Origin of the sequence: Synechococcus sp. W65.1, from assembly GCF_047461615.1 — a bacterium.
GTDB lineage: Bacteria > Cyanobacteriota > Cyanobacteriia > Thermostichales > Thermostichaceae > Thermostichus.
In genome coordinates this window covers 1-19,329 of sequence record NZ_JANSHI010000014.1, presented here as the reverse complement: position 1 = coordinate 19,329, position 19,329 = coordinate 1, and the positions used below count along the sequence as shown (strand labels likewise).

Here is a 19,329-nt window from a genome sequence, read left to right as displayed (position 1 = left end):
TGCGAACGGGGACTACCAGTACAGCGCCAAGGCCCGCTTGCGCTCTTCGGGCTGTACACCTTGGCTTGCAGCAGCCTGGCTTTGGTCAGCCTGCTGAACTAGCGGAAAGTGCCGCTCTAGCAAGGCAGGGACAGCTTGCGGAGAAACACCGCTGTAGCAAACTTTGTCGGGCAGGAACACCAGGTTTGGACCCCGCTGGCAATCTTTCAGACAGCCCACCCCCTCCACGCAAATTGAGCCAGAGTAGGCAGCCAAGTGGAAGTTCAGGGCCTGCATAACCGCTCCGGCTCCGCGCCGATAACAGTTGGATTTTTGGCAGACCAGCACCTTACCTTTAGCCTTTGGAGCACCTGGCTCAGGATCTGCCTCGGCCCCGGAAGCTATACACCCTGCCCTCTCCCCGAGCGGAACCACGCGGTAGAGCACCCATTTCTCCCGCTCCTTGAGCAGATCGACTTCCCGCTCCCCCGCAATCTGCACCCTATCCCCTGGCTTGAGGGTACGGTAGAGGGCGGAACGCAGCGGCTGGGGGATCTTGCCGACAAACACTTCTGCTTCGGCCTGCCAGCGCAAGTACTTGAGCTTGCCATCCTTGTCGGGAAGAAATCCCAGGAACTGGCCCTCTACCTCAAACGGGATCCTTTGCTTAGCAAACTTGCTCATCTTGTCCGCCAGCCTCTGCGTTGAGGCGCCAACAAGCCTCTAGGCTGTCCAACAACTCCTGCCGCCGCGCCGTGTATTGGCGGATCACGCTGCGCACCTGCACCACAGCCAAAGGCGAGTCCACCTGCACCTGCAAATAGCCCTCTCCCGTACAGGTTGCTGGGATCCCCAACTCCACCAGCCGCCGCCGAATGCGCCAGCGCTCCCCTAGCGGGATCTGCAAGCAATAGCCACTTTCATAGGGCAGGGGGTTCATGGCCAGAAGCAAAGCCTCGGCAAATAAGTCTAAATGCAGCTAGGCAATAGTGATATAAGTTTTCAACAAGACGTTGCAAAAATGAGGCCTGCCTGCAAGCAGCAGGCCCCCTTGACCGGCAAGCCTGCTCTGGATCTAGGCTAGGCTCTGGCGTCCATCAAGCCAAACACTAGGCTGTCATTGGCCAGGAAGTGATTGAGGTGAAAGGCCCGATCCTCCGTCTTCAGCAAGATCTGCTCGTAGAGGTAGCGGGTGGCGCGATCCCCTAAGCTCTCCGCCTGAGCAGCCTGGCGCCGCAGCAGATCGATGATGGCCTGCTCCGCAGCCAGATCGTTCTTCAACATTTGCCGGGCCTCGAAAGCGCCATCGGGCTCAGGGGTAAAGCAGCAGAGCTTGGCCAAGCTGCTAAAGGTAGCCACTGGCACACCCCCCAAACCAGCAAGGCGCTCTCCCAGGTCGTGGACGTGTTCCCTCACCTGCTCGCAGTGATCCTTGAACAGTTGGTGTAGGGGGTAGAACTCAGTGCCCTCCACCACAAAGTGGTGCTTTTGGTATTGCAAGTACAGCCCTTGGAAGCTGGCCAGAAGGGCGTTCATCCCCTCGCAGATTGGCTGGGTGACCTCCGGGCCGAGCAGGACAGCGTTGTTGCGGACGGTGTTGAAGGCCTGACGCAAGGTTGAGGTTTCAGACATAGGGCAGGGTTCTCCAAAGTGAGGATACAGCTATCTACCCAGACTACCCAATGGAGTTGATTGAGTCGACGCAGGGGTTTTCGGTGTTGACTTTTCCCCAGCATAGGGCAAACCAGTAGCTCTTGTGAATAGCTCTCAATAAAGCTTCTTGAACAAGCGCCAGGGGCAGAAACTGTGGGGGAGAGGATGGCACACTGGATTAGGGATCCCGTACCGACCCTCACTGGGGAAAGATCATGTCGCGGACGGAGGCGAGAATGCCCTCCTGGATTGAAAGACTTATTCACGTGACCCAGCGGGCTGTTGCGCGTGCTCGGGGGCAAGAGGGGAACCCAGAAGGTTGGGCCGGCTACCTGCTCCAAGAGAGCCTGCTAGAGGCGGAGGCCGAAATGGGCCATTGCAACGTCCTGGTGATTGGCAAAAGCGGGGTGGGCAAAAGCACTTTAGTTAACGCGGTGTTTAAAGACGAGCTGGCCCGCACTGGAGTTGGCAGCCCTGTTACCCGCCACATTCGCAAGTACTCGAAGCAGGGTTGCCCAATTACCATCTACGATACACCTGGCATGGAATTGGCGGGAGAACAAAATACCCAAATCCGTCTCGAGGTGGCCCAACTCATCGACGAGCTGCGCTTTAAGGATCCCAAACATCACATTCACATTGTTTGGTATTGCATCCACCACGAGCTAAAGCGGCTGGAGGAAACCGAGCGCGAGTGGCTAAGAGAGTTAGAACTCAAAGATGTGCCAGTCATCCTGGTCTTGACCCAATGTCTGGAATACCCAAATCCCGAAGAGAGCGAGTTTTTCCAGTACTTGCAGCGCCAAAATCTGCCCGTTCGCTACATCGTTCCTGTTTTGGCCCGGGACAAGGTCATTAACCGACACCTCACCATACCCGCCCATGGGCTGGAGCACCTGATTGGCTGTACGTCGGAGCTACTGCCGGAAGCCGCTCGCCTTGCTTTCATCCGGCAGCAGTTGTTGCGGGTAGATCTCAAAGCTGATGCTGCTTTTAAGTATGTGTCGGCCTATGTGGCTAGCGCAGCGTTCATCGGGGCCGCACCCCTTCCTTTTGCGGATGCCCCTCTACTGGTAGCGTCACAAGTGGGCATGATTGCCAATATTAGCTTTATCTTTGGCTACAAAGCTTCTCCTTCTTTTTACTACTCTCTGATAGCGAGTCTGGCGGGCATTGGGGGCGCAGTGGTCACTGGGCGGGCGATTGTCTCCAACTTGCTAAAGATGATTCCTGGCGCGGGATCCCTTGCAGGCGGCATTATCCAATCCACCACAGCAGCCACCCTCACCCTTTCCCTGGGCTTGGCTTACATTGAGCTGATGAAAGCCATTGCTCGTGCTGAAATTCGAGGGATCCAGCTCTCCCAAAAGGAAGTGCAGGAGATCTTTGTGCGCGAGTACCGACAATATGCGGCCTCTAGGCGCACTGCTCTAAAAGAGTGAGGGCCGCTCCTATTGGCTAGGCAGCGAACTGGAGCTGTAGATGGATTGGGACTCTGCTGCAGGCAAAGGGGGGGAGCTCTCCAGCCCAAAGGTGCCATTGACTAGGTACAAAGGGCGGCCCTTGACCTCTTCAAAAACGCGGCCCAAGTACTCTCCAATCACGCCTAGGCTAATCAACTGGATCCCGCCCAAAAACAAGATCATCACGGCCAAAGAGGCGTAGCCAGGCACGTCGGATCCAAACAGCAAGGTACGGACGACGAGGAAAAGGCCATACAGCAGAGCGGCTAGCGAGATCCCCAAGCCCAGATAGCTCCACACCCGCAGCGGCCAAGAGCTAAAAGAGGTGATGCCTTCTATAGCCAAGTTCCACAGCCGCCAGTAATTCCACTGGCTTTTGCCGCGAAAACGGGGGGCGCGGTCGTAAAAAATGGCCACCTGGCGGTAGCCCACCCAGGCGAAGATCCCCTTCATGAAGCGGGTGCGCTCCCGCAGTTGCTTGATAGCATCCACCACCTGCCGATCCAAGAGGCGAAAATCCCCCGTATTGCGCGGGATCGGCACCTGGCTCAGCTGCTCGATCACCCAGTAAAACCCGTTGGCCGTTAGGCGTTTTAGCCAGCTTTCCCCTTGGCGACTGCGGCGCACAGCGTAGACCACCTGGTACCCTTGCCGCCATAGCTGCAGCATCTGGGGGATCAGCTCGGGTGGGTCTTGCAGGTCAGCGTCGATGGGAACAACAGCCCTGCCGGAGGCATAATCCAGACCCGCCGTGAGGGCAATCTCCTTGCCAAAACAGCGGGAAAGGTTGACCACCTTGATGCGAGGATCGCGGCGATGGAAAGCAATGAGCTTTTCTAGGGTGTCGTCCTGGCTGCCGTCGTTGACACAGATAACCTCGTAGGGGATCCCCAGGGGATCCAAGGTGAGCTGCAAGCGCTCAAACAGGGACTCTAGGTTGTCTGCCTCATTCTTGCAGGGGATGACAACCGAGAGCTCAGGAGTAAGGGGAGACATCGGAAAAAAAGTAGGGATTCTTTCTCTAGCAACTCTTGTGTTGAGCGCTGGGCCAGGGGGGACTTTAAGCCACTGTTGCCGCTTTTGGCCTCCCACCTAATTGAGCCTTTGACCCGCCCACGAGATTGGCTCTTGCCATCGGCCTGGTAAGTAATCTAGGACAAGGATGAAAGCTTGTCCACCAAGATTTGTCGACAAACTCAATCCTTACCCTCACTGGCTGGCCGACATCTCAGCCACAATCGAGCGCAGCTCGCCTTCGGAAAGGCGGTAGACCTTGTTGCAGAATTGGCAAACCACCTCCGCCCCCCCATCGGTTTGGATCATCTCCAGGAGCTCATCCCGCTCTAGCATGCGCAGTGCCCCCTTCACCCGCTCGGAATTGCAGGGGCAATGGAAGCGGACAGGGAGCACCTCTGGCGCTAGCTTGAGATCCAAGTCACCTAGCCAAATTTCTAGCAGCTCCTGCAAAGCTTTACCGCGGGCCAGTTGGGGGGTGAATTCCTCCACCTGGCTTAGCCGAGACTCTATCTCCGAGATCAAGTTGGCCGGCGCGCCTGGCAGGAGCTGCACCAGCACTCCACCGGCAGCACGGACTCGCTGGGAATCGAGGCTCACCCCCAGCAGAACCGCTGAGGGGATCTGCTCAGAGGAAGTGAGGTAGTAGCTGACGTCATCTCCCACTTCTCCTGAAACCAGCTCTACAGTGCTGGTGTAGGGCTGGCCGTAGCCTAAGTCCCGCACGACGTGCAAATAGCCGTAGCGCCCAACCGCCTGGCCCACATCCAACTTGCCCTCAGGGGTGAGGGGAAGTTCAATAGCCGGGTTGCTCACGTAGCCGCGCACTGTACCGTCCACGCCGGCATCGACGTGAATGCCACCAAGGGGGCCATTGCCCCTAATTTGCAGGCCAATCCGGGCTTGGGGTTCCTTCAGGTCAGCCGCCAGCAGTAGGGCTGCACTCATGGCTCGCCCCAGCGCCACTGTTGCTACATAGGAGAGCTGGTGCCGCTCCCGCGCTTCCTGGACTGCCTGAGTGGAAACAACGCTCACCACGCGAATGTTGTCTTCTGCCGCCGTACCTCGGATTAGGTAATCCGGAGGAGAGGGGGGAAGACTTTCAGAGATGGCTTTTGGGTTTTGCCATTGCTCTGAGCCGCAGGCGCCTTTCATCACAACCTCGATACTCCTCTCAGAAGCCAGCTTGCCGGGATCTCCTAGCGGCTGGGGCTCGCTGCAACTTCCTAGAAATCAAAGCTAGCTTGCCCCATACCATCATAGGCAGCTTATCCCCAGGGCAAAGAGAGTTTGCAATTTTTCCCTCCCCTTACTAAGGTGTGCCATCCTGAGGATCTAGGCCAATCCAACACGACTCCTTGCCTTTTGGCCTTTTATGGTGGATCACCTCACCGCCCAACTCTTACAACATGCAGCCAAGCGCCGCTGGCAAGAACACGCCTATAGCCGATTTTTGCGGGACTGGCGCCGACAAGTGGTATTGCTGCGCCGCCAGCGTGCTGGAGAGTTTGGCCAACCGCTAGGGGATCCCTCCTGTGCCTTTAGCGCTCGATCGGCATGGTTGCGCTGCGCGGTCAATCCCCAGGGGCCCTGTCAGGGCTGCCCCCACTACCTGCCTCTTATCCCTCCAGCGCCGGCCTCCCGCCACAGCGGCTCGGAGTAGCTGCAGGATAACCCCAGGGCGCGACAAGCGGCGTTTTCCGTGCTCTACACCGCTGGCGCAAGCAGAGGGGGGAGGATACGCCCGGGCCCATTTGTGCCAGAATAAAGGACGATAATTCCATCGGCAAAGGCGGGATTCATGGCCCTCTACCTTTCGGCAGAGCACCTCCACGCCATCCGCCAACACGGCGAACAGGCCTTCCCCTACGAGGGCTGCGGCATTCTAATTGGCGAGCTCAAGGGATCTGACAAGCTCGTCCACGAGCTTTGGCCGGTGGCCAACAGCTGGGATCAGGCTGAAAACCCCTTGGCGGATGGGGAGTCCAGCCGCCGTCGTTTCTTGATCGAGCCAGCTGACTTCAAGCGAGCCAGCGACTATGCTCGTGGCAAGGGCCTAGGGATCCTAGGCACCTACCATTCCCATCCCAACCACCCTGCCCTCCCCTCCGAGTTCGATCGGCAGCATGCTTTCCCCTGGGGCTTTTCCTGCGTGATCGTCAGCGTGCGCGAGGGCAAAGCAGAGGAGGTGGCCAGCTGGGTTTTGGACGAGCAGGAACAACTGCAGCGGGAGCCCATCCAGGTTTGGGCGGAGGCATCCCCTGCCTTGCTCTAAGCCTCTCTTTGGCTGGGGAGCAAAGCGGTAGTCTGGACTGGAGAGTTGGCCAGAGGATCCCAGAGCCTCAAGTGTTCCCTCAAGATCGCTAGACTCTTTTCCCGAACCCCTATGGCAACCAAGATCTTGATCCCTGCCCCCTTGCGGCCTTACACCGACAATCTGGAAGCGGTCGAAATCGAAGGTAGCAGCGTTGGCGAGGTGATGCGCAACCTAGTTACCCGCTACAGTGAGCTCAAGCGGCACCTCTACACGGAGGATGGCAAGCTGCGCAACTTCGTCAACGTCTACCTCAATGACGAGGACGTGCGCAACTTGGCCCAGGGCGATGACACCCCTGTAGGCGAAGAGGCTGTCATTAGCATTGTTCCTGCCATTGCCGGAGGGTGGTGACCATGTTGAACCTAGACACCAGCCAAGTCACGCTCTCCCGCGAGGAGATGGAGCGATTTTCCCGCCATTTGATCCTGCCGGAGGTGGGCCTGGAAGGGCAGAAGCGGCTAAAGGCGGGCAAGGTGTTGTGCATTGGCACAGGCGGTCTTGGCTCGCCCCTGCTGCTTTACTTGGCCGCAGCCGGCGTGGGGCGGATTGGCATTGTTGACTTTGATGTGGTTGACGTGTCCAACCTGCAGCGGCAGGTCATCCACGGCACCTCCTGGGTGGGCAAGCCCAAGGTGGAATCGGCCAAAAACCGCATCCTGGAGATCAACCCCTACTGCCAGGTGGATGTCTACAACACCGCCCTGAAGGCTGACAATGCCCTAGAGCTGTTTGCCAACTACGACGTGATTGTCGATGGCACTGACAATTTCCCCACCCGCTACCTGGTCAACGATGCCTGTGTTTTAACGGGCAAGCCCAACGTCTACGGCTCCATCTTCCGTTTCGAGGGGCAGGCAACGGTTTTCAACTACGAGGGCGGTCCCAACTACCGCGACCTCTACCCCGAGCCACCCCCGCCAGGCTTGGTGCCCTCCTGTGCTGAGGGGGGGGTGTTGGGGATCCTCCCGGGCATCATCGGCCTCATCCAGGCAACTGAGACCGTGAAAATCCTGCTGGGCATCGGCACGACGCTAAGCGGGCGGCTACTCCTTTACGATGCCCTGAAGATGAGCTTCCGCGAGCTAAAGCTGCGCAAGAATCCTGACACCCCGCCCATTACCCGGCTCATCGACTACGAGCAGTTCTGCGGCATCCCGCAAGCGCGGGCTGGAGAACAGGCAGAAATCCCCGAGATCACGGTAGACGAGCTGAAAGCATGGATGGATGCCGGCAAGGATTTTGTGCTTGTCGATGTGCGCAATCCCAACGAGTGGGAGCTGGGCCGGATTCCAGGTGCTCACTTGATCCCGTTGCCCCAGATTGAAAATGGAGATGGAGTGGAGCAGGTGCGGCGGCTTCTCAACGGCTCGGAGCTAGTCGTCCACTGCAAAAGTGGGGTGCGCTCGGCCAAAGCCTTGAAGATCCTGAAGGCAGCCGGGATCGAGGGGAAAAACCTGCGCGGTGGTATCCTCGCCTGGGCTGAAGCCTACGATCCCTCCATTCCCAAATACTAGTAGTCCATAGCTCTGGCCCTCCCTGGTGGTCCGCCCTAGGATAGACTGGAGGGCTCTTTTTACCCCCATGAGCGCCATTTTGCCAGCGGAGACGGAAACCCTCTTCCACTCCATCCCCGAAGCCCTGGAAGACCTTAGGGGTGGCCGCATGGTCATCGTGGTCGATGACGAGAATCGGGAAAACGAAGGGGATCTCATCTGTGCTGCCCAGTTTGCCACGCCAGAGGTGATCAACTTCATGGCCACCCATGGGCGGGGTCTTATCTGTCTAGCCATGCAGGGATCCCGCCTCGACGAGCTGAAGATCCCGCTGATGGTGGGGCAGAACACTGACAGCAACCAGACTGCCTTTACGGTCAGCATCGATGCCGGGCCAGAGTTAGGGGTTTCCACAGGCATTTCCGCTGCCGATCGCGCTCGTACCATCCAGGCGGCCATCCATCCCCATACGCGGCCGGAAGACCTGCGCCGACCGGGGCATGTCTTTCCCTTGCGGGCAAGAGAAGGTGGGGTACTCAAGCGGGCCGGGCACACCGAAGCAGCGGTGGATTTGGCCTTATTGGCAGGGCTTTACCCGGCAGGCGTGCTCTGCGAGATCCAAAACCCGGATGGCTCCATGGCTCGCTTGCCCCAGTTGGTTGAGTTTGCTCGCAAGCACAATCTTAAGATCATCACCATTGCCCATCTCATCGAGTACCGGCTGCGCACGGAGCGGTTGGTCCATCGTGGGGCTACCGCCACCCTGCCGACGGAGTTTGGCCAGTTTCAGGTCTACGGCTACCGCGACACCCTCAACCAGGTAGAACACCTAGCGCTTGTGAAGGGGGATCCGACCCAATTTGCCGCCGAGCCTGTCCTGGTGCGTGTGCAAGCGGAGTGCCCCCTGGGGGATGCATTGGGATCCCTGCGCTGCGACTGTCGTCGCCAACTGACTGCTGCCCTGAAGATGATCGACCACCAGGGCAAGGGGGTGCTGGTGTACCTGCGGCGCCCAGAGCTTAGCCTCATCGAGCAAATTCAGTCCTATGCCCGGCAGGATCTAGGTCTTGCCGAGACGGTGCCAGCAGGGGCAATGGACCTGCGCGATTACGGCATTGGCGCCCAGATTTTGCGGGATGTGGGGGTGCGAAAGATGCGTCTTATCAGCAACACCTCCCGCCACATCAGCGGCTTGAGGGGATTTGGCCTGGAAGTAGCCGAGCGGGTGCCCCTGCTACTGGAAGAGTCGGATCTCAGTTTGCAGATGGAGCCCTCCTGCTCTCTTACCGGAAAGTTTGAACCGCAGCTCCACTCCGGTCTAGGACGGTAGGGCAGTGGAGAGTCGAGGGCCCTAGCCCAAAGACGGCGCAGGATCTGCTCTCGACGCCGGAAGCGCTAGAAGAGCTCCTTGCGGCAGCAGGTGCTGTGCCAGAACGGGGACTTCGGACTGCAGTCGCAAGAAGCGAACGAAGACAGGGATCGCTGGCCAGGAAAGCCGCGCCAGTACCCCTTGGGAACTGCTCCGGCAAACCTTAGGGGATCTCCTCTCCTACCGGGAGTGGCGACGCTCCGGCTTCGTCTTGCTGCAGACCATTCAGAATCGTTACAGTAGTTTACGTTCCTTAGCAGAGCAGGTTTCCCCTATGGCCCTCCTTCAGCGGTTTCTCGGGCTGCTGACTTCTGTCCTGCGTCACGACAGCGTTGGCCCGCGGTGGTCTCAGGTGGGCTGGACAATCCTGCGGGGGGTGGCAGGGCTCTTCATGATCCACAACGGCCTCGATAAACTGGCGGATGTCGAAGGGTTTGCAGCGGCTTACGTAGAAGTCATCGGCTTGCCCTTCCCAATCTTTTTCTCCTATGTAGCTGCCTACACTGAACTGATCGCGGCTCCCCTGGTAGCCCTCGGCCTGTTCACCCGGCCTGCCGCGTTGAGCTTGGTAGCAACAATGGCGGTGGCCATGTTTCACCACATCAAGGTGGCTGGTTTCAGCGTTTCCTACCTGGAGCTATCAGCTATCTACGCGGCCATCTTCTTGGCCTTTGCTGTGAATGGTGGCGGCTGGTTTTCGGGGGATCAGCTTTTGGTGAACGCCATCGAATCGTGGCTAAACCGCGCTAGCCGAGAAAAGCTGGAGAGCTTGCAGTCTTCTTTGCAAGCGGCTACAGAGCAGGTTAGGGCAGCGGAGAAAGAAGCGGCCGAAGCCCCTCCGCCGCCTCCCTCCTGAGCTGGTCCCTTCCCTCAGGTCTGCGGGTGAGGGCTAAGCGCGACCAGCAGCCCGCTCCATCAGGCGTTGATGGGTGGAGCGCACAGGCTCTCCCGGCCTAGGCCGTCGCTGCACGTAAGTGCCGTCAGGACGCAGCTCCCAAGCCTGCCGGTTGTCTGTCAGGCAGATGTCCAGAATAACCTTCAGCTCCTGCTTCAACACCGGATCCTCCACGGGGGCAACCACCTCGACGCGGCGATCCAGGTTGCGGGTCATGTAGTCGGCGCTGCCGATGAAGTACTCCTCCTGGCCGTTGTTGTAGAAGTAAAAAATGCGGGAGTGCTCCAAAAAGCGCCCAATGATGCTGATGACGCGGATGCGCTCGCTCAAGCCTGGGATCCCTGGCCTTAGGCAGCACATGCCGCGCACAATGAGGTCAATCTCCACCCCTGCCTGGCTAGCCTCGTAGAGTAGCCGAATCATTTCCGGGTCAGTGAGGGAGTTGATCTTGATGATGATCCGCCCCTGACCCCCTGCCTGAGCGTGGCGCATCTCGCGGCGAATGAGAGCTTCCATCCCCTGGCGCAGCGTGCGGGGAGCTACCAGGAGCTTGCGGAAGTGCCGCTGCCGCGAGTAGCCAGTGAGCACGTTAAACAACTCGGTAACATCGTGGCAGAGCGTCTCGTTGCAGGTAAACAGGCCTAGGTCGGTGTAGATACGGGCAGTTTTGGGGTTGTAGTTGCCGGTGCCGATGTGGACGTAGCGGCGCAGGGATCCCTCCTCTTCTCGCACCACCAAAGCCAGTTTGCAGTGGATCTTCAGCCCTGGCAGGCCATAGGCCACGTGAACCCCGGCTTTTTCCAGCTTCTTGGCCCAGAGGATGTTGTTTTCTTCGTCAAATCGAGCCTTCAGCTCCACCAAAGCGGCCACCTGCTTGCCATTTTCGGCAGCTTGGATGAGGGATCCCACCACTGAGGAGTCTCCGGAGGTGCGGTAGAGGGTTTGCTTAATGGTGAGCACCTGGGGATCGTTGGCCGCTTCCTCCAAAAATCGCTCTACGCTGGCGGCAAAAGACTCGTAGGGGTGGTGCACCAGCAGATCCCCTTCCCGAATGACGGCAAAAATATCCACCGGCTCCTCGCTCACCGAAGCAGTGCGCAGGCGGGGCGGTGTGACGGGCCCCCAAGGCGGATCCTTCAAGTCGGGCCGGTCTAGGTTGAGGAACGCCATGAGCCCGCCCAGGTTCAGAAGGCCATCCACTTCGTACACCAAGTCGGCATCCAGGTGGAGTTCCTCACACAGCCGCTGGCGGATGGCAGGGGGCATCGACTTGGCAACCTCCATGCGCACCACCGAGCCGAAGCGGCGCTTGCGCAGCTCTTCCTGAATGGCGGCAAGCAGATCGTCAGCCTCGTCCTCCTGGATGGCTAGATCAGCGTCGCGGGTGATGCGGAAGGGATGGTACTCCAGCACCTCCATGCCGACAAACAGCGCCTCCAGGTGGTGGGCAATCACCTGCTCCAGCGGCACAAAGCTCACCCCATCCCGTAGGGGCACAAAGCGGGGCAGGGTGTTGGGCACTTTGACGCGGGCAAAATGCTCCTTGCCCGTTTCTGGATCCCGCACCACCACCGCCAGGTTAAGGCTGAGGTTGGAAATATAGGGGAAAGGATGGCCCGGATCCACCGCCAGGGGGGTGAGCAGGGGAAACAGGCGGCGATCGAAATACTCCCGCAGTTCCTGCCGCTCTGCCTCCGTCAGGTCGCTAAAGTTGCGGATGTGAATGCCTTGCTCTGCCAGCTTAGGCACCAGCTCTTGCCGAAAGCACTCGTGCAACTTTTGAATCAGGGGCCGTAGGTGCTGGGAAATCTGGCGCAATTGCTGCTGGGGGGTGAGGCCATCGGGGGTTGGCAGCAGCACGCCTGTTTCCAACTGGCGGCGGATCACTGCTACCCGCACCATAAAGAATTCGTCCAGGTTGCTCTCGAAAATAGCCAGAAACTTCAGCCGCTCCAGCAAGGGAGTGCGCTCGTCCAGGGCCTCGTGCAACACCCGGGCGTTGAACTCAATCCAACTGAGCTCGCGGTTAAAGTAATGCTCGGGCAGGGCATAGCCCTCTTTGATGGGGGCAGTTGGGATCCCACCCGGGTCAACCCCAACTTCTGCAGGGCAACTGCCTGGGCCAAGCTCAGAGGAAGGAGGGTTTCCTGGAGGCAACATCGTCATAAGGCGGGATTGGCGAGGGGGCAGCCGACCCCATCCTATCCTGCTGACTCTCCCTCAGGGGTTCTGCTCGCCCTGGACAAAAGAGAGGCATCCCCAACCGGCTGGGGCGGACGTTCCGGCAGCAGACCCTGTGGACGAGTGAGGAGAATAACCTGCAGGAGGAGCCCGATGAGCAGAATGCGCAAGGGGCCGGCCCGCGTGGCCCACTGGGGCGGCAGACGATTGGTGAACAGTTCACTGGCCGACCACACCCCCCAAATGGCCAGCGCTCCCAGCAAAGCACCGCGGTTGTTGCCGCTGCCCCCGGCAATCAACATCACCCAGACAATGAAGGTGGCAAACTCGGGCTGAAAGGCTTCCGGGCTGATGAAGTTGACAAAATGGGCATAGAGGGCCCCTGCCAACCCCATAAGCATGGATCCCAGGACAAATGCCTGGAGACGAAACTGGAGGACATCTTTGCCCGCAGCTAGGGCTGCCGGCTCGTCCTCCCGAATGGCCCGCAGCACCCGTCCCCAAGGGGAGCGATAGGCCCGCTCGCTTAGCCAGTAAACGCCTGCCAAAACCAAGAGCACCAAGCCCAGGTACAGCAGCGTATCCTGCCCCGGGATCCAACCGCGAAAGGGCCGCGGGATGCGAGTGATACCGCGTACGCCGTTGGTTAGCCAGCCCTCGTTTTTCAGGATTTGGCTGATGATCTCGGCAATGCCAATGGTGGCGATGGCCAGGTAGTCAGAGCGCAGGTTTAGGGTAATCAAGCCAATCAAAAAAGCAATGGCTCCCGCCACTACCGCTGCCACCGCAAAGCCCACCCAAAAGGGCAGCGCAAAGCCCCCCAGATGTTCAGGGCTTGGCGGCGTCGTAACAATAGCGCTGGCGTAGGCCCCCAGGGCAAAAAAGGCCCCCACGCCAATGTTGAACATACCGGCGTAGCCCCACTGGATGTTGAGGCCCAGCGCCAGTACGCTGTAGATCCCGACCAAAATCAAGAAGAAAATGGCATAGCTCAGCATCAGGCTCGCCCCCCCACTAGCCCAGTAGGCCGGAAGATCAGCAGGAGGACCAGGATAGCAAAGGCCACCCCCGTCTTGTAGGCTGGGCTAATCACCAAGGTCGAGAACTCCTCCGCTAGGCCAATCACCAACCCCCCAGCAATGGCTCCGTAAGGACGACCAATGCCGCCGAGGATGGCGGCAGCGAAAACGGGCAGCAACAGCCGCCAGCCCATCGTAGGGTGCAGCCGGGTATCTAGGCCGAGGAAGATGCCCGCCAGACAGGCCAAAGCCGCCCCGAGGGTCCAGGTCCAGAGAATGATCTGCTCCGTATCGATGCCGGTCACCTTGGCCAAGTCAAAGTTGTCGGCCATGGCCCGCATGGCTTTCCCCACCCGCGTGTGCTGCAAAAACAGGTGCAGCGCCACCACCAGCAGCGCCGTTCCCACCAAGATCACCACCCAGTCCGGCTTCATGCGCAGCCCACCCACCTCCCAGGGGATCTGGATGCCCTGGCGGTACACCTGGTTGTCGGGCCCCCAGAGAATCTGCACCAGGCTGCGCAAAATCAGGGCCGTGCCAAAGGAGGAAATGAGCAAAATAACGGGGGCCTCCCGGCGCAGGCGGCGATAGACCCATTGGTCGATCCCCACCGCACACCCTGCCGTTGCCAAGGCTGCCGGGATCCAACTGACCCCCAAGGGCCAGCCCCAGCCGACAAAGGTCAGGGCAAAATAGGCCCCTAAGGTCATCAGATCCCCGTGGGCGAAGTTGGCAAAGCGCAAAATGCCGAAGGTCAGGGACACGCCAATTGCCCCCAGGGCGTAAATGCTGCCCAACACGAGGCCGTAAATGAACAGTTGCAACAGTTGCTCCACAGCTGTGCCGCAATCCCTTGCCTGATGATGCCACAGACGGATTCCCTCAGTAGGATAGCGCTAGGGTAGGAGGAAGCGCCCAAGAGAGAGCCGTGCCGTCTCATTCTTTTTGGATGCTGGGGTGGCTCGTAGCTTTCGCTCTGCTGGGCCCTGCCTGTAGTGGGCCGGAGCTGCCGGCAAGCAGGGATCCCACACCTGCAGCGTCCCTTCCCACCCCCCAGTTACTCTACGAAGACATCACTCTTACCCAGGCCAAACCCGACGGTGGCCTGCTCTGGCGCTTGCGGGCACGCCTAGCCAAGTACGAGCCGCCGCCGTCAGAGGCTACCCCCGTGCAGTTGGGATCCGCCCACTTGGAGGCCATTGAGGGAGAGTTTTTTGACGAAGACGACCGCGCCGTTCGCGTCCGGGCCGAGCAGGGATCCGCTTACCCCAGCCAACGGCGGCTGGAATTGAGGGGGCAAGTCGAGGTGGAGTCCGAGCGGGATAACCTGCGCCTACAGGCCCAGCGGCTGGAGTGGCTGCCAGCCCAGCGCCTGCTCAAGGCCGAAGGCGAGGTAAAAGTGGAGCTGTTGGAGGATCAGGGCTTCCTGCAGGGGGATCGCCTGCTGATGGACTTTGGCCAAGGTCAGATGCAAGTGGAGAACCTGGATCCCACGCAACCGATACGGGCAGAATATCGGGCTCCAGAGCTGGAGCTAGCTGCTAGGCGCTTCCTATGGCAGTTTGGCGCGAGGAAAGTGCAGGCGGTGGGAGCAGTAGAGGTGTATGCCCCCCAGCAAAGCGTGCGCCTTAGTGGCGAGGAGTTGCGGGCTCCCCTGCCTCTAGCTGAGTTGCGCCTGGTGGGCAATGCGAAAGCCGAAACCGCCCGCGTCAGCGGGACAGCGTCCCTCGAGGCCCAGGAGATCCGGTGGCGCATCGGCTCCACCCAACTGCAGGCTCTGGGCCAGGTGCGCTACCGCCAGCCTAGTCAGGCTTTGACCGTGAGTGGCGACAGGGGCCTCCTCGACTGGCAGAGCAACACCATCCGGATCCAAGGCAACAGCCAAACCCATCTCACCCTGCCCTAGGGGCCAAAAGGCAGGTGGGAGCATGTCAAGATAGTTTAAGAACCCTCTGCGGTGGGTTGTGGTGAGGTTTCCAGAAATGGCAGAGATCCCGAAGGGGGAGCGCCCCAATATCCTGTTGATTGTGCTCGATACCCAGCGGGCGGATCGTCTCTCTTGCTACTGGTCGGAGGAAGAGCGGGCCCGCCAAGTCCCCACCAGCCCCAACCTGGATCGGCTGGCTGCAGAATCCACTCTCTTCGAACGGGCCATTGCCCCTGCCCAGTGGACGATCCCCTCCCACGCCTCCCTGTTTACAGGAGAGTACCCCAGCACCCACCAGACCATTCAGGCAGACCTAGAGCTGAGTCCTACCCTACCCACCCTGGCAGAGCTGCTGAAGCTGGTTGGCTACACCACCGTTGGCTTCTGCAACAATCCCCTAGTCGGGATCTTGAAAAATGGCCTGCGGCGCGGCTTTGACACCTTCTACAACTACGGCGGGGCTCTGCCCACCCGCCCCCCTGAGGGCAACCCTCTGCCGCCTCCCCTCAACCGCTGGCTGGCCGCCTACACCCAGTTTTGGCGCCGCCTCTCCTACCCCGTGCAAAATGCCTTTGCTCGCTCCGACACCCTTTTTCAGTTGGCCCTGCACCCCTGGTTTGCCTCCCTCTGGACCTGCTTGATGAACTTTAAGGGCAACACCGCTGCCTCCATTGCCGACCTCAATCGCTACCTCCAGCAAATGGCCCGCCGCCCTGCGGGGGCGCCTCCTTTTTTTTGCTTTGTCAACCTAATGGAGACGCACCTGCCCTACTGGCCGCCAGAGCCTTTTGTGCAGAAATACGCTCCCTACTTTAAGAACAGCCGAGAGGCCCGGGATTTCCTGCGCCAGTACAACGCTGAGCCCTACCGCTGGATGGCACCCCTACCGCAGCCGCTTTCTCCCCTGCAGGCGCGGGTGCTGCGGGACATCTACGATGCGGAAGTAGCCTACCAGGATCACCTGCTGGGATCTGTCTTTGCCACCTTGCGCCACACTGGCCTGGAGCAAAACACTCTGCTGGCCATCGTCGCCGATCACGGCGAAGGCTTAGGAGAGCACGATTTCGTCGGCCACGCCTTTGTGGTTTACGAAGAGCTCATCCGCGTGCCCCTGATCCTGCACTACCCCGGCCACTTTCCTGCAGGAAAGCGGGTGGCCACCCCCGTTTCCACCCGCCGCCTCTTCCACACTCTCCTGGAGGCTGCCGGCTTTGGCCCCAGCCTTTCTCTAGCCGACGGCACCCCTCGGGTTAGCCTCCGGCTCCGCCGCGAAGTTGCCCGCCTTAGCCTAAGCCGTACCCTGGCTGGGGAGGATCCCGAGCAAGGCGTAGTGCTTAGCGAGGCCTTCCCGCCGCAGATTCTCTTGCGGGCCATGGAAAGCCGCAACGACAGCCTCTTGCAGGCCCGCGCCTGCTACGCCACCCGCCGCGCCCTCTACGAGGGAGTGATCAAACTCATCCAAACTGGGGAGAGCCCTAGCCTCTACAACCTAGAGCAGGATCCGGCGGAGCAGCGGGATCTGCTCTTGGCTGAGCCTGGGGATTCGGCGTTGGGATCCCTTTCTCCCCAAGCTTGGCTAATTCGCCTGCAACAAGGGCTAAGGCGGTGGCTGGAGTGGGCTGAATCGCGCCGCCCCAGCTTGGCTCCTCGCAAGGTGGATGTGGAAAGCGATGCAGACTTGCTGCGGCGGATGCAGGAGCTGGGCTACCTAGAGTAGAAGCTACTCCAGCTCTCCTTCTTCCCCCCAGTGATCCTGGAGGTAGCTGTGGAGATCGTAGGCGTCAGTCTCCTCGAGATCCGGCGCTGGCCAATCCTCGTTTTGCCCGCCGATGATGACGCGGGTAAGGCCAATGTACTCTAAGCTAAGGGTGCGCAGGGCATTGATCAACACGTCCAGCGCCATTGCGTCGGCAGTGCCCAGGTCAAACCAGCAGCGGGCCCAGTTGCCCTTCTCCTCGAGGGATCCCATGTTGTGCATGAGCGAGGTGACGGGAGGCAAGTCACTGGGGTACTCCAGGTAGCTGAGATCCGCCTCAGCCTCCTGAACCACCAAGCGCTCGGCGTTAAATCCTCCCAGCTTGCCCAGCACATACCACGATTCCAGCACTTCCCTGAGGTACTCCAGCTCTGCCGGCACGGGCGGCTCGGCAAACTCAAACCAAATCCAGAGGTTGCCTGGATCGCACTCCCGAAACTCCACTTGCATGGACGGTTTCTCTGCCAGAAGCCAACTTTCTATCGTGACATACTCCCGCTCCAAGCGCTCCGCGCCGCTAGCGCGAACACCCTGGCGAGTAGAGGGCGGGGCTTCCCGGCGGGGCTAGCTAACGGGCCGTGGCCGACGGCAAGGCTCCAAAGGAAGCCAAAGCGTCCTATACTAGTGCGGCTGTCGCCCTTGCAAGGAGGCTGCTGCCTATGTCCGAACTCCTCCCCTTGCCCTCGCTCCACAACCAGGTGGCCGTGGTTACAGGAGCCAGCCGAGGCATTGGCCGGGCCATTGCCCTGCATCTAGGGGCCATTGGCGCCAAGGTAGTCGTCAACTACGCCCACTCCGCCGCTGAGGCCGAAGCGCTAGTGCAGGAGATTGCCGCCGTGGGAGGGGAGGGGATGGCCCTGGCTGCCGATGTCTCCCAGCCCCTAGAAGTGGAGCGGCTCTTTGAGCAGGTGATGGAGCGGTGGGGCCGGGTGGACGTGCTGGTTAACAATGCTGGCATTACCCGCGATGCCCTCTTGTTGCGCCTAAAGCCGGAAGACTGGCAGGCAGTGCTGGATCTCAACCTTACGGGAGTCTTCCTCTGCCTGAAAGCAGCCGCCAAGATCATGGTCAAGCAGCGGCAGGGACGCATCATCAACATCACCTCAGTGGTGGGCTTGGTGGGCAACGCCGGCCAGGCCAACTACAGCGCTGCCAAAGCGGGGGTAATTGGTCTAACCAAGACAGCAGCCCGCGAGCTGGCCAGCCGCAACATCACCGTCAACGCTGTCGCCCCTGGCTTTATCACTACCCAGATGACGGAAAAACTGGATCCTGGCCCCATCCTGGCCCAAATTCCTCTGGGGCGACTGGGATCCCCGGCGGAAGTGGCGGGGCTAGTGCGCTTTTTGGCGGCTGACCCGGCGGCGGCCTACATCACCGGCCAAGTCTTTGCCATCGACGGCGGCATGACGATGGGCTAGAGCCTTCCGGTTCTGGAAGACTTGTCCTGACTCCACGATTCTTTCTACTCCAGCTCCAGAAGTTCTGCCAATTCGGCAAAGCTGTCCACCACAGCATCGGCGCCTGCCTGACGCAGCTCTGCTGGTGTAAAAGCAGTGGTGAGGCCCACCGCAAGGCAGCCTGCCCCCTTAGCCGCGCGGATCCCGTGGGCAGAGTCTTCAACCACCAAACACAAGCTGGGATCCAAGCCCACTTTGGCAGCTGTTTTCAAATAGGGCTCGGGGTCGGGCTTGGCTCGCTGGATATCTTCAGCGGTAATCACGGCGTCAAACCAGCGGCCTAGGTCAAAGCGTTGGAAAATCTGCTCCTGATCCCGACGGGTAGCAGAGGTGGTGAGGGCAAGGGCTGAAAAGCGACGGCGGCTGAGCTCCAGAAACTCCAACACCCCCGGCACCAAGAGCACCTCTTCCAACAGCTCCCCGAAAGCCCTGGCCTTTTCCTCAATCAAGCGCTGCACCAGCAGGGGCCGCTCTGCAGGCGGGGTGTCCGTCAGGTGTTCCACGAGATACTCAAACATGTCCCGGTCAGTGCGCCCCTTAAACTGCAGGGAGACGGGAGCCAGATCTAGAGCAAGCCGGCAGCGCTCTATGGCAATGGCACCGGCGCGGGCGTGGATTGGCTCCGAATCCACGATTACCCCGTCCATATCCAAAAAGAGGCCGGCAGTTGCCTCAGCGGCACGGAGCACTTTGGGGGGCAGCATGGGGCTGAAGGACGTTGGGGGGCCAAAACGGCAGATAGGCTAGGAGGGCGTTTCCGAAGGCAACTGGGACCAGCCACAGAAGCGGCTGACCACCTCCCA

General features: G+C 60.0%; 19 protein-coding genes and 1 pseudogene. 10 read left to right on the top strand and 10 right to left on the bottom strand.

Translation table 11 applies throughout. The annotated features are described in order from the left end of the window. Window positions 1–12 precede the first annotated feature (12 nt). From NW806_RS08680 to NW806_RS08670, 3 genes are all read right to left on the bottom strand, one after another. Window positions 13–663: a (2Fe-2S) ferredoxin domain-containing protein gene (locus NW806_RS08680; protein WP_414410797.1), complete on the bottom strand. Its 651-nt coding sequence runs from the start codon at window positions 661–663 to the stop codon at window positions 13–15. Further along, a complete protein-coding gene (locus tag NW806_RS08675; RefSeq protein WP_414410796.1) occupies window positions 647–919 on the bottom strand; it encodes an Asr1405/Asl0597 family protein in 273 nt (90 codons plus the stop codon). The genes NW806_RS08680 and NW806_RS08675 overlap by 17 nt, the downstream gene beginning before the upstream one ends. 140 nt (window positions 920–1,059) lie before the next feature. Beyond that, complete coding sequence (locus NW806_RS08670; protein ID WP_414410795.1) at window positions 1,060–1,611, bottom strand: Dps family protein; 552 nt, start codon at window positions 1,609–1,611, stop codon at window positions 1,060–1,062. Between the two features lie 236 nt (window positions 1,612–1,847). Between NW806_RS08670 and NW806_RS08665 the strand changes: the two genes are divergently transcribed. Next, window positions 1,848–3,074 (top strand): YcjF family protein, encoded by a 1,227-nt coding sequence (locus NW806_RS08665; protein ID WP_414395465.1) that lies wholly within the window; start codon window positions 1,848–1,850, stop codon window positions 3,072–3,074. A 9-nt stretch (window positions 3,075–3,083) separates the two neighbouring features. Here the strand turns inward: NW806_RS08665 and NW806_RS08660 are convergent, their stop codons facing one another. Together NW806_RS08660 and hslO are read right to left on the bottom strand one after the other, a co-directional pair. Then, a complete protein-coding gene (locus tag NW806_RS08660) occupies window positions 3,084–4,091 on the bottom strand; it encodes a glycosyltransferase family 2 protein (RefSeq protein WP_414410794.1) in 1,008 nt (335 codons plus the stop codon). A 213-nt stretch (window positions 4,092–4,304) separates the two neighbouring features. Further along, window positions 4,305–5,264, bottom strand: a complete 960-nt coding sequence (gene hslO, locus NW806_RS08655) for an Hsp33 family molecular chaperone HslO (protein WP_414410793.1) — start codon at window positions 5,262–5,264, stop codon at window positions 4,305–4,307. A 220-nt stretch (window positions 5,265–5,484) separates the two neighbouring features. Here hslO and NW806_RS08650 point away from each other — a divergent pair, with 220 nt between their 5' ends. From NW806_RS08650 to NW806_RS08625, 6 genes and pseudogenes are all read left to right on the top strand, one after another. Further along, a complete protein-coding gene (locus NW806_RS08650; protein WP_414395459.1) occupies window positions 5,485–5,772 on the top strand; it encodes a DUF6464 family protein in 288 nt (95 codons plus the stop codon). Between the two features lie 138 nt (window positions 5,773–5,910). Next, window positions 5,911–6,384, top strand: a complete 474-nt coding sequence (locus NW806_RS08645) for a M67 family metallopeptidase (protein WP_414410792.1) — start codon at window positions 5,911–5,913, stop codon at window positions 6,382–6,384. Window positions 6,385–6,495: 111 nt separating this feature from the next. Continuing rightward, window positions 6,496–6,777 carry a MoaD/ThiS family protein gene (locus NW806_RS08640; protein ID WP_414395455.1) on the top strand — a complete coding sequence of 94 codons (282 nt, stop codon included), beginning with the start codon at window positions 6,496–6,498 and terminating at the stop codon, window positions 6,775–6,777. A 2-nt stretch (window positions 6,778–6,779) separates the two neighbouring features. Continuing rightward, a complete protein-coding gene (gene moeB / locus NW806_RS08635; protein ID WP_414395453.1) occupies window positions 6,780–7,940 on the top strand; it encodes a molybdopterin-synthase adenylyltransferase MoeB in 1,161 nt (386 codons plus the stop codon). 67 nt (window positions 7,941–8,007) lie between these two features. Beyond that, a pseudogene (gene ribB / locus NW806_RS08630) lies at window positions 8,008–9,171 on the top strand (3,4-dihydroxy-2-butanone-4-phosphate synthase); the annotation flags it as partial. 391 nt (window positions 9,172–9,562) lie between these two features. Continuing rightward, entirely contained in the window at window positions 9,563–10,144 is a 582-nt protein-coding gene (locus NW806_RS08625; protein WP_414395451.1) for a DoxX family protein, read from the top strand. A 33-nt stretch (window positions 10,145–10,177) separates the two neighbouring features. Here the strand turns inward: NW806_RS08625 and NW806_RS08620 are convergent, their stop codons facing one another. From NW806_RS08620 to NW806_RS08610, 3 genes are read right to left on the bottom strand one after another with little or no spacing between them, the layout of a single operon-like run. Further along, on the bottom strand, window positions 10,178–12,349 hold the full coding sequence (locus NW806_RS08620; RefSeq protein WP_414410791.1) for an RNA degradosome polyphosphate kinase: 2,172 nt from the start codon (window positions 12,347–12,349) through the stop codon (window positions 10,178–10,180). Between the two features lie 35 nt (window positions 12,350–12,384). Beyond that, window positions 12,385–13,362 carry a branched-chain amino acid ABC transporter permease gene (locus NW806_RS08615; protein WP_414410790.1) on the bottom strand — a complete coding sequence of 326 codons (978 nt, stop codon included), beginning with the start codon at window positions 13,360–13,362 and terminating at the stop codon, window positions 12,385–12,387. Beyond that, window positions 13,362–14,207: a branched-chain amino acid ABC transporter permease gene (locus tag NW806_RS08610; RefSeq protein WP_414410789.1), complete on the bottom strand. Its 846-nt coding sequence runs from the start codon at window positions 14,205–14,207 to the stop codon at window positions 13,362–13,364. The genes NW806_RS08615 and NW806_RS08610 overlap by 1 nt, the downstream gene beginning before the upstream one ends. 104 nt (window positions 14,208–14,311) lie before the next feature. Here NW806_RS08610 and lptC point away from each other — a divergent pair, with 104 nt between their 5' ends. Together lptC and NW806_RS08600 are read left to right on the top strand one after the other, a co-directional pair. Continuing rightward, a complete protein-coding gene (gene lptC, locus NW806_RS08605; protein WP_414410788.1) occupies window positions 14,312–15,289 on the top strand; it encodes an LPS export ABC transporter periplasmic protein LptC in 978 nt (325 codons plus the stop codon). A gap of 76 nt (window positions 15,290–15,365) precedes the next feature. Next, entirely contained in the window at window positions 15,366–17,027 is a 1,662-nt protein-coding gene (locus NW806_RS08600; protein ID WP_414410787.1) for a sulfatase, read from the top strand. 3 nt (window positions 17,028–17,030) lie between these two features. On the opposite strand, the gene NW806_RS08595 is transcribed toward NW806_RS08600, so the two are convergent. After that, the gene (locus NW806_RS08595) at window positions 17,031–17,516 is read right to left on the bottom strand and encodes a DUF3531 family protein (RefSeq protein WP_414395441.1); all 486 of its coding nucleotides are present in this window, start codon (window positions 17,514–17,516) and stop codon (window positions 17,031–17,033) included. A gap of 227 nt (window positions 17,517–17,743) precedes the next feature. Here NW806_RS08595 and fabG point away from each other — a divergent pair, with 227 nt between their 5' ends. Beyond that, window positions 17,744–18,487, top strand: coding sequence for a 3-oxoacyl-[acyl-carrier-protein] reductase (fabG, locus tag NW806_RS08590; protein ID WP_414395568.1), 744 nt, complete (start codon window positions 17,744–17,746; stop codon window positions 18,485–18,487). A 44-nt stretch (window positions 18,488–18,531) separates the two neighbouring features. Here fabG and NW806_RS08585 read toward each other — a convergent pair whose 3' ends face one another. Continuing rightward, a complete protein-coding gene (locus tag NW806_RS08585; protein WP_414410786.1) occupies window positions 18,532–19,230 on the bottom strand; it encodes an HAD family hydrolase in 699 nt (232 codons plus the stop codon). Between the last annotated feature and the right edge of the window lie 99 nt (window positions 19,231–19,329).

Excerpts from the sequence above, each read along its gene's own strand:
- NW806_RS08625 (WP_414395451.1), top strand. The coding sequence starts at position 9,563 with ATGGCCCTCCTTCAGCGGTTTCTCGGGCTGCTGACTTCTGTCCTGCGT.
- NW806_RS08650 (WP_414395459.1), top strand. The coding sequence starts at position 5,485 with ATGGTGGATCACCTCACCGCCCAACTCTTACAACATGCAGCCAAGCGC.
- hslO (WP_414410793.1), bottom strand. The coding sequence starts at position 5,264 with ATGAAAGGCGCCTGCGGCTCAGAGCAATGGCAAAACCCAAAAGCCATC.
- NW806_RS08640 (WP_414395455.1), top strand. The coding sequence starts at position 6,496 with ATGGCAACCAAGATCTTGATCCCTGCCCCCTTGCGGCCTTACACCGAC.
- NW806_RS08670 (WP_414410795.1), bottom strand. The coding sequence starts at position 1,611 with ATGTCTGAAACCTCAACCTTGCGTCAGGCCTTCAACACCGTCCGCAAC.
- NW806_RS08595 (WP_414395441.1), bottom strand. The coding sequence starts at position 17,516 with ATGCAAGTGGAGTTTCGGGAGTGCGATCCAGGCAACCTCTGGATTTGG.
- moeB (WP_414395453.1), top strand. The coding sequence starts at position 6,780 with ATGTTGAACCTAGACACCAGCCAAGTCACGCTCTCCCGCGAGGAGATG.
- NW806_RS08585 (WP_414410786.1), bottom strand. The coding sequence starts at position 19,230 with ATGCTGCCCCCCAAAGTGCTCCGTGCCGCTGAGGCAACTGCCGGCCTC.
- NW806_RS08600 (WP_414410787.1), top strand. The coding sequence starts at position 15,366 with ATGGCAGAGATCCCGAAGGGGGAGCGCCCCAATATCCTGTTGATTGTG.
- NW806_RS08665 (WP_414395465.1), top strand. The coding sequence starts at position 1,848 with ATGTCGCGGACGGAGGCGAGAATGCCCTCCTGGATTGAAAGACTTATT.
- NW806_RS08645 (WP_414410792.1), top strand. The coding sequence starts at position 5,911 with ATGGCCCTCTACCTTTCGGCAGAGCACCTCCACGCCATCCGCCAACAC.
- NW806_RS08680 (WP_414410797.1), bottom strand. The coding sequence starts at position 663 with ATGAGCAAGTTTGCTAAGCAAAGGATCCCGTTTGAGGTAGAGGGCCAG.
- NW806_RS08615 (WP_414410790.1), bottom strand. The coding sequence starts at position 13,362 with ATGCTGAGCTATGCCATTTTCTTCTTGATTTTGGTCGGGATCTACAGC.
- NW806_RS08660 (WP_414410794.1), bottom strand. The coding sequence starts at position 4,091 with ATGTCTCCCCTTACTCCTGAGCTCTCGGTTGTCATCCCCTGCAAGAAT.
- NW806_RS08675 (WP_414410796.1), bottom strand. The coding sequence starts at position 919 with ATGAACCCCCTGCCCTATGAAAGTGGCTATTGCTTGCAGATCCCGCTA.
- NW806_RS08620 (WP_414410791.1), bottom strand. The coding sequence starts at position 12,349 with ATGACGATGTTGCCTCCAGGAAACCCTCCTTCCTCTGAGCTTGGCCCA.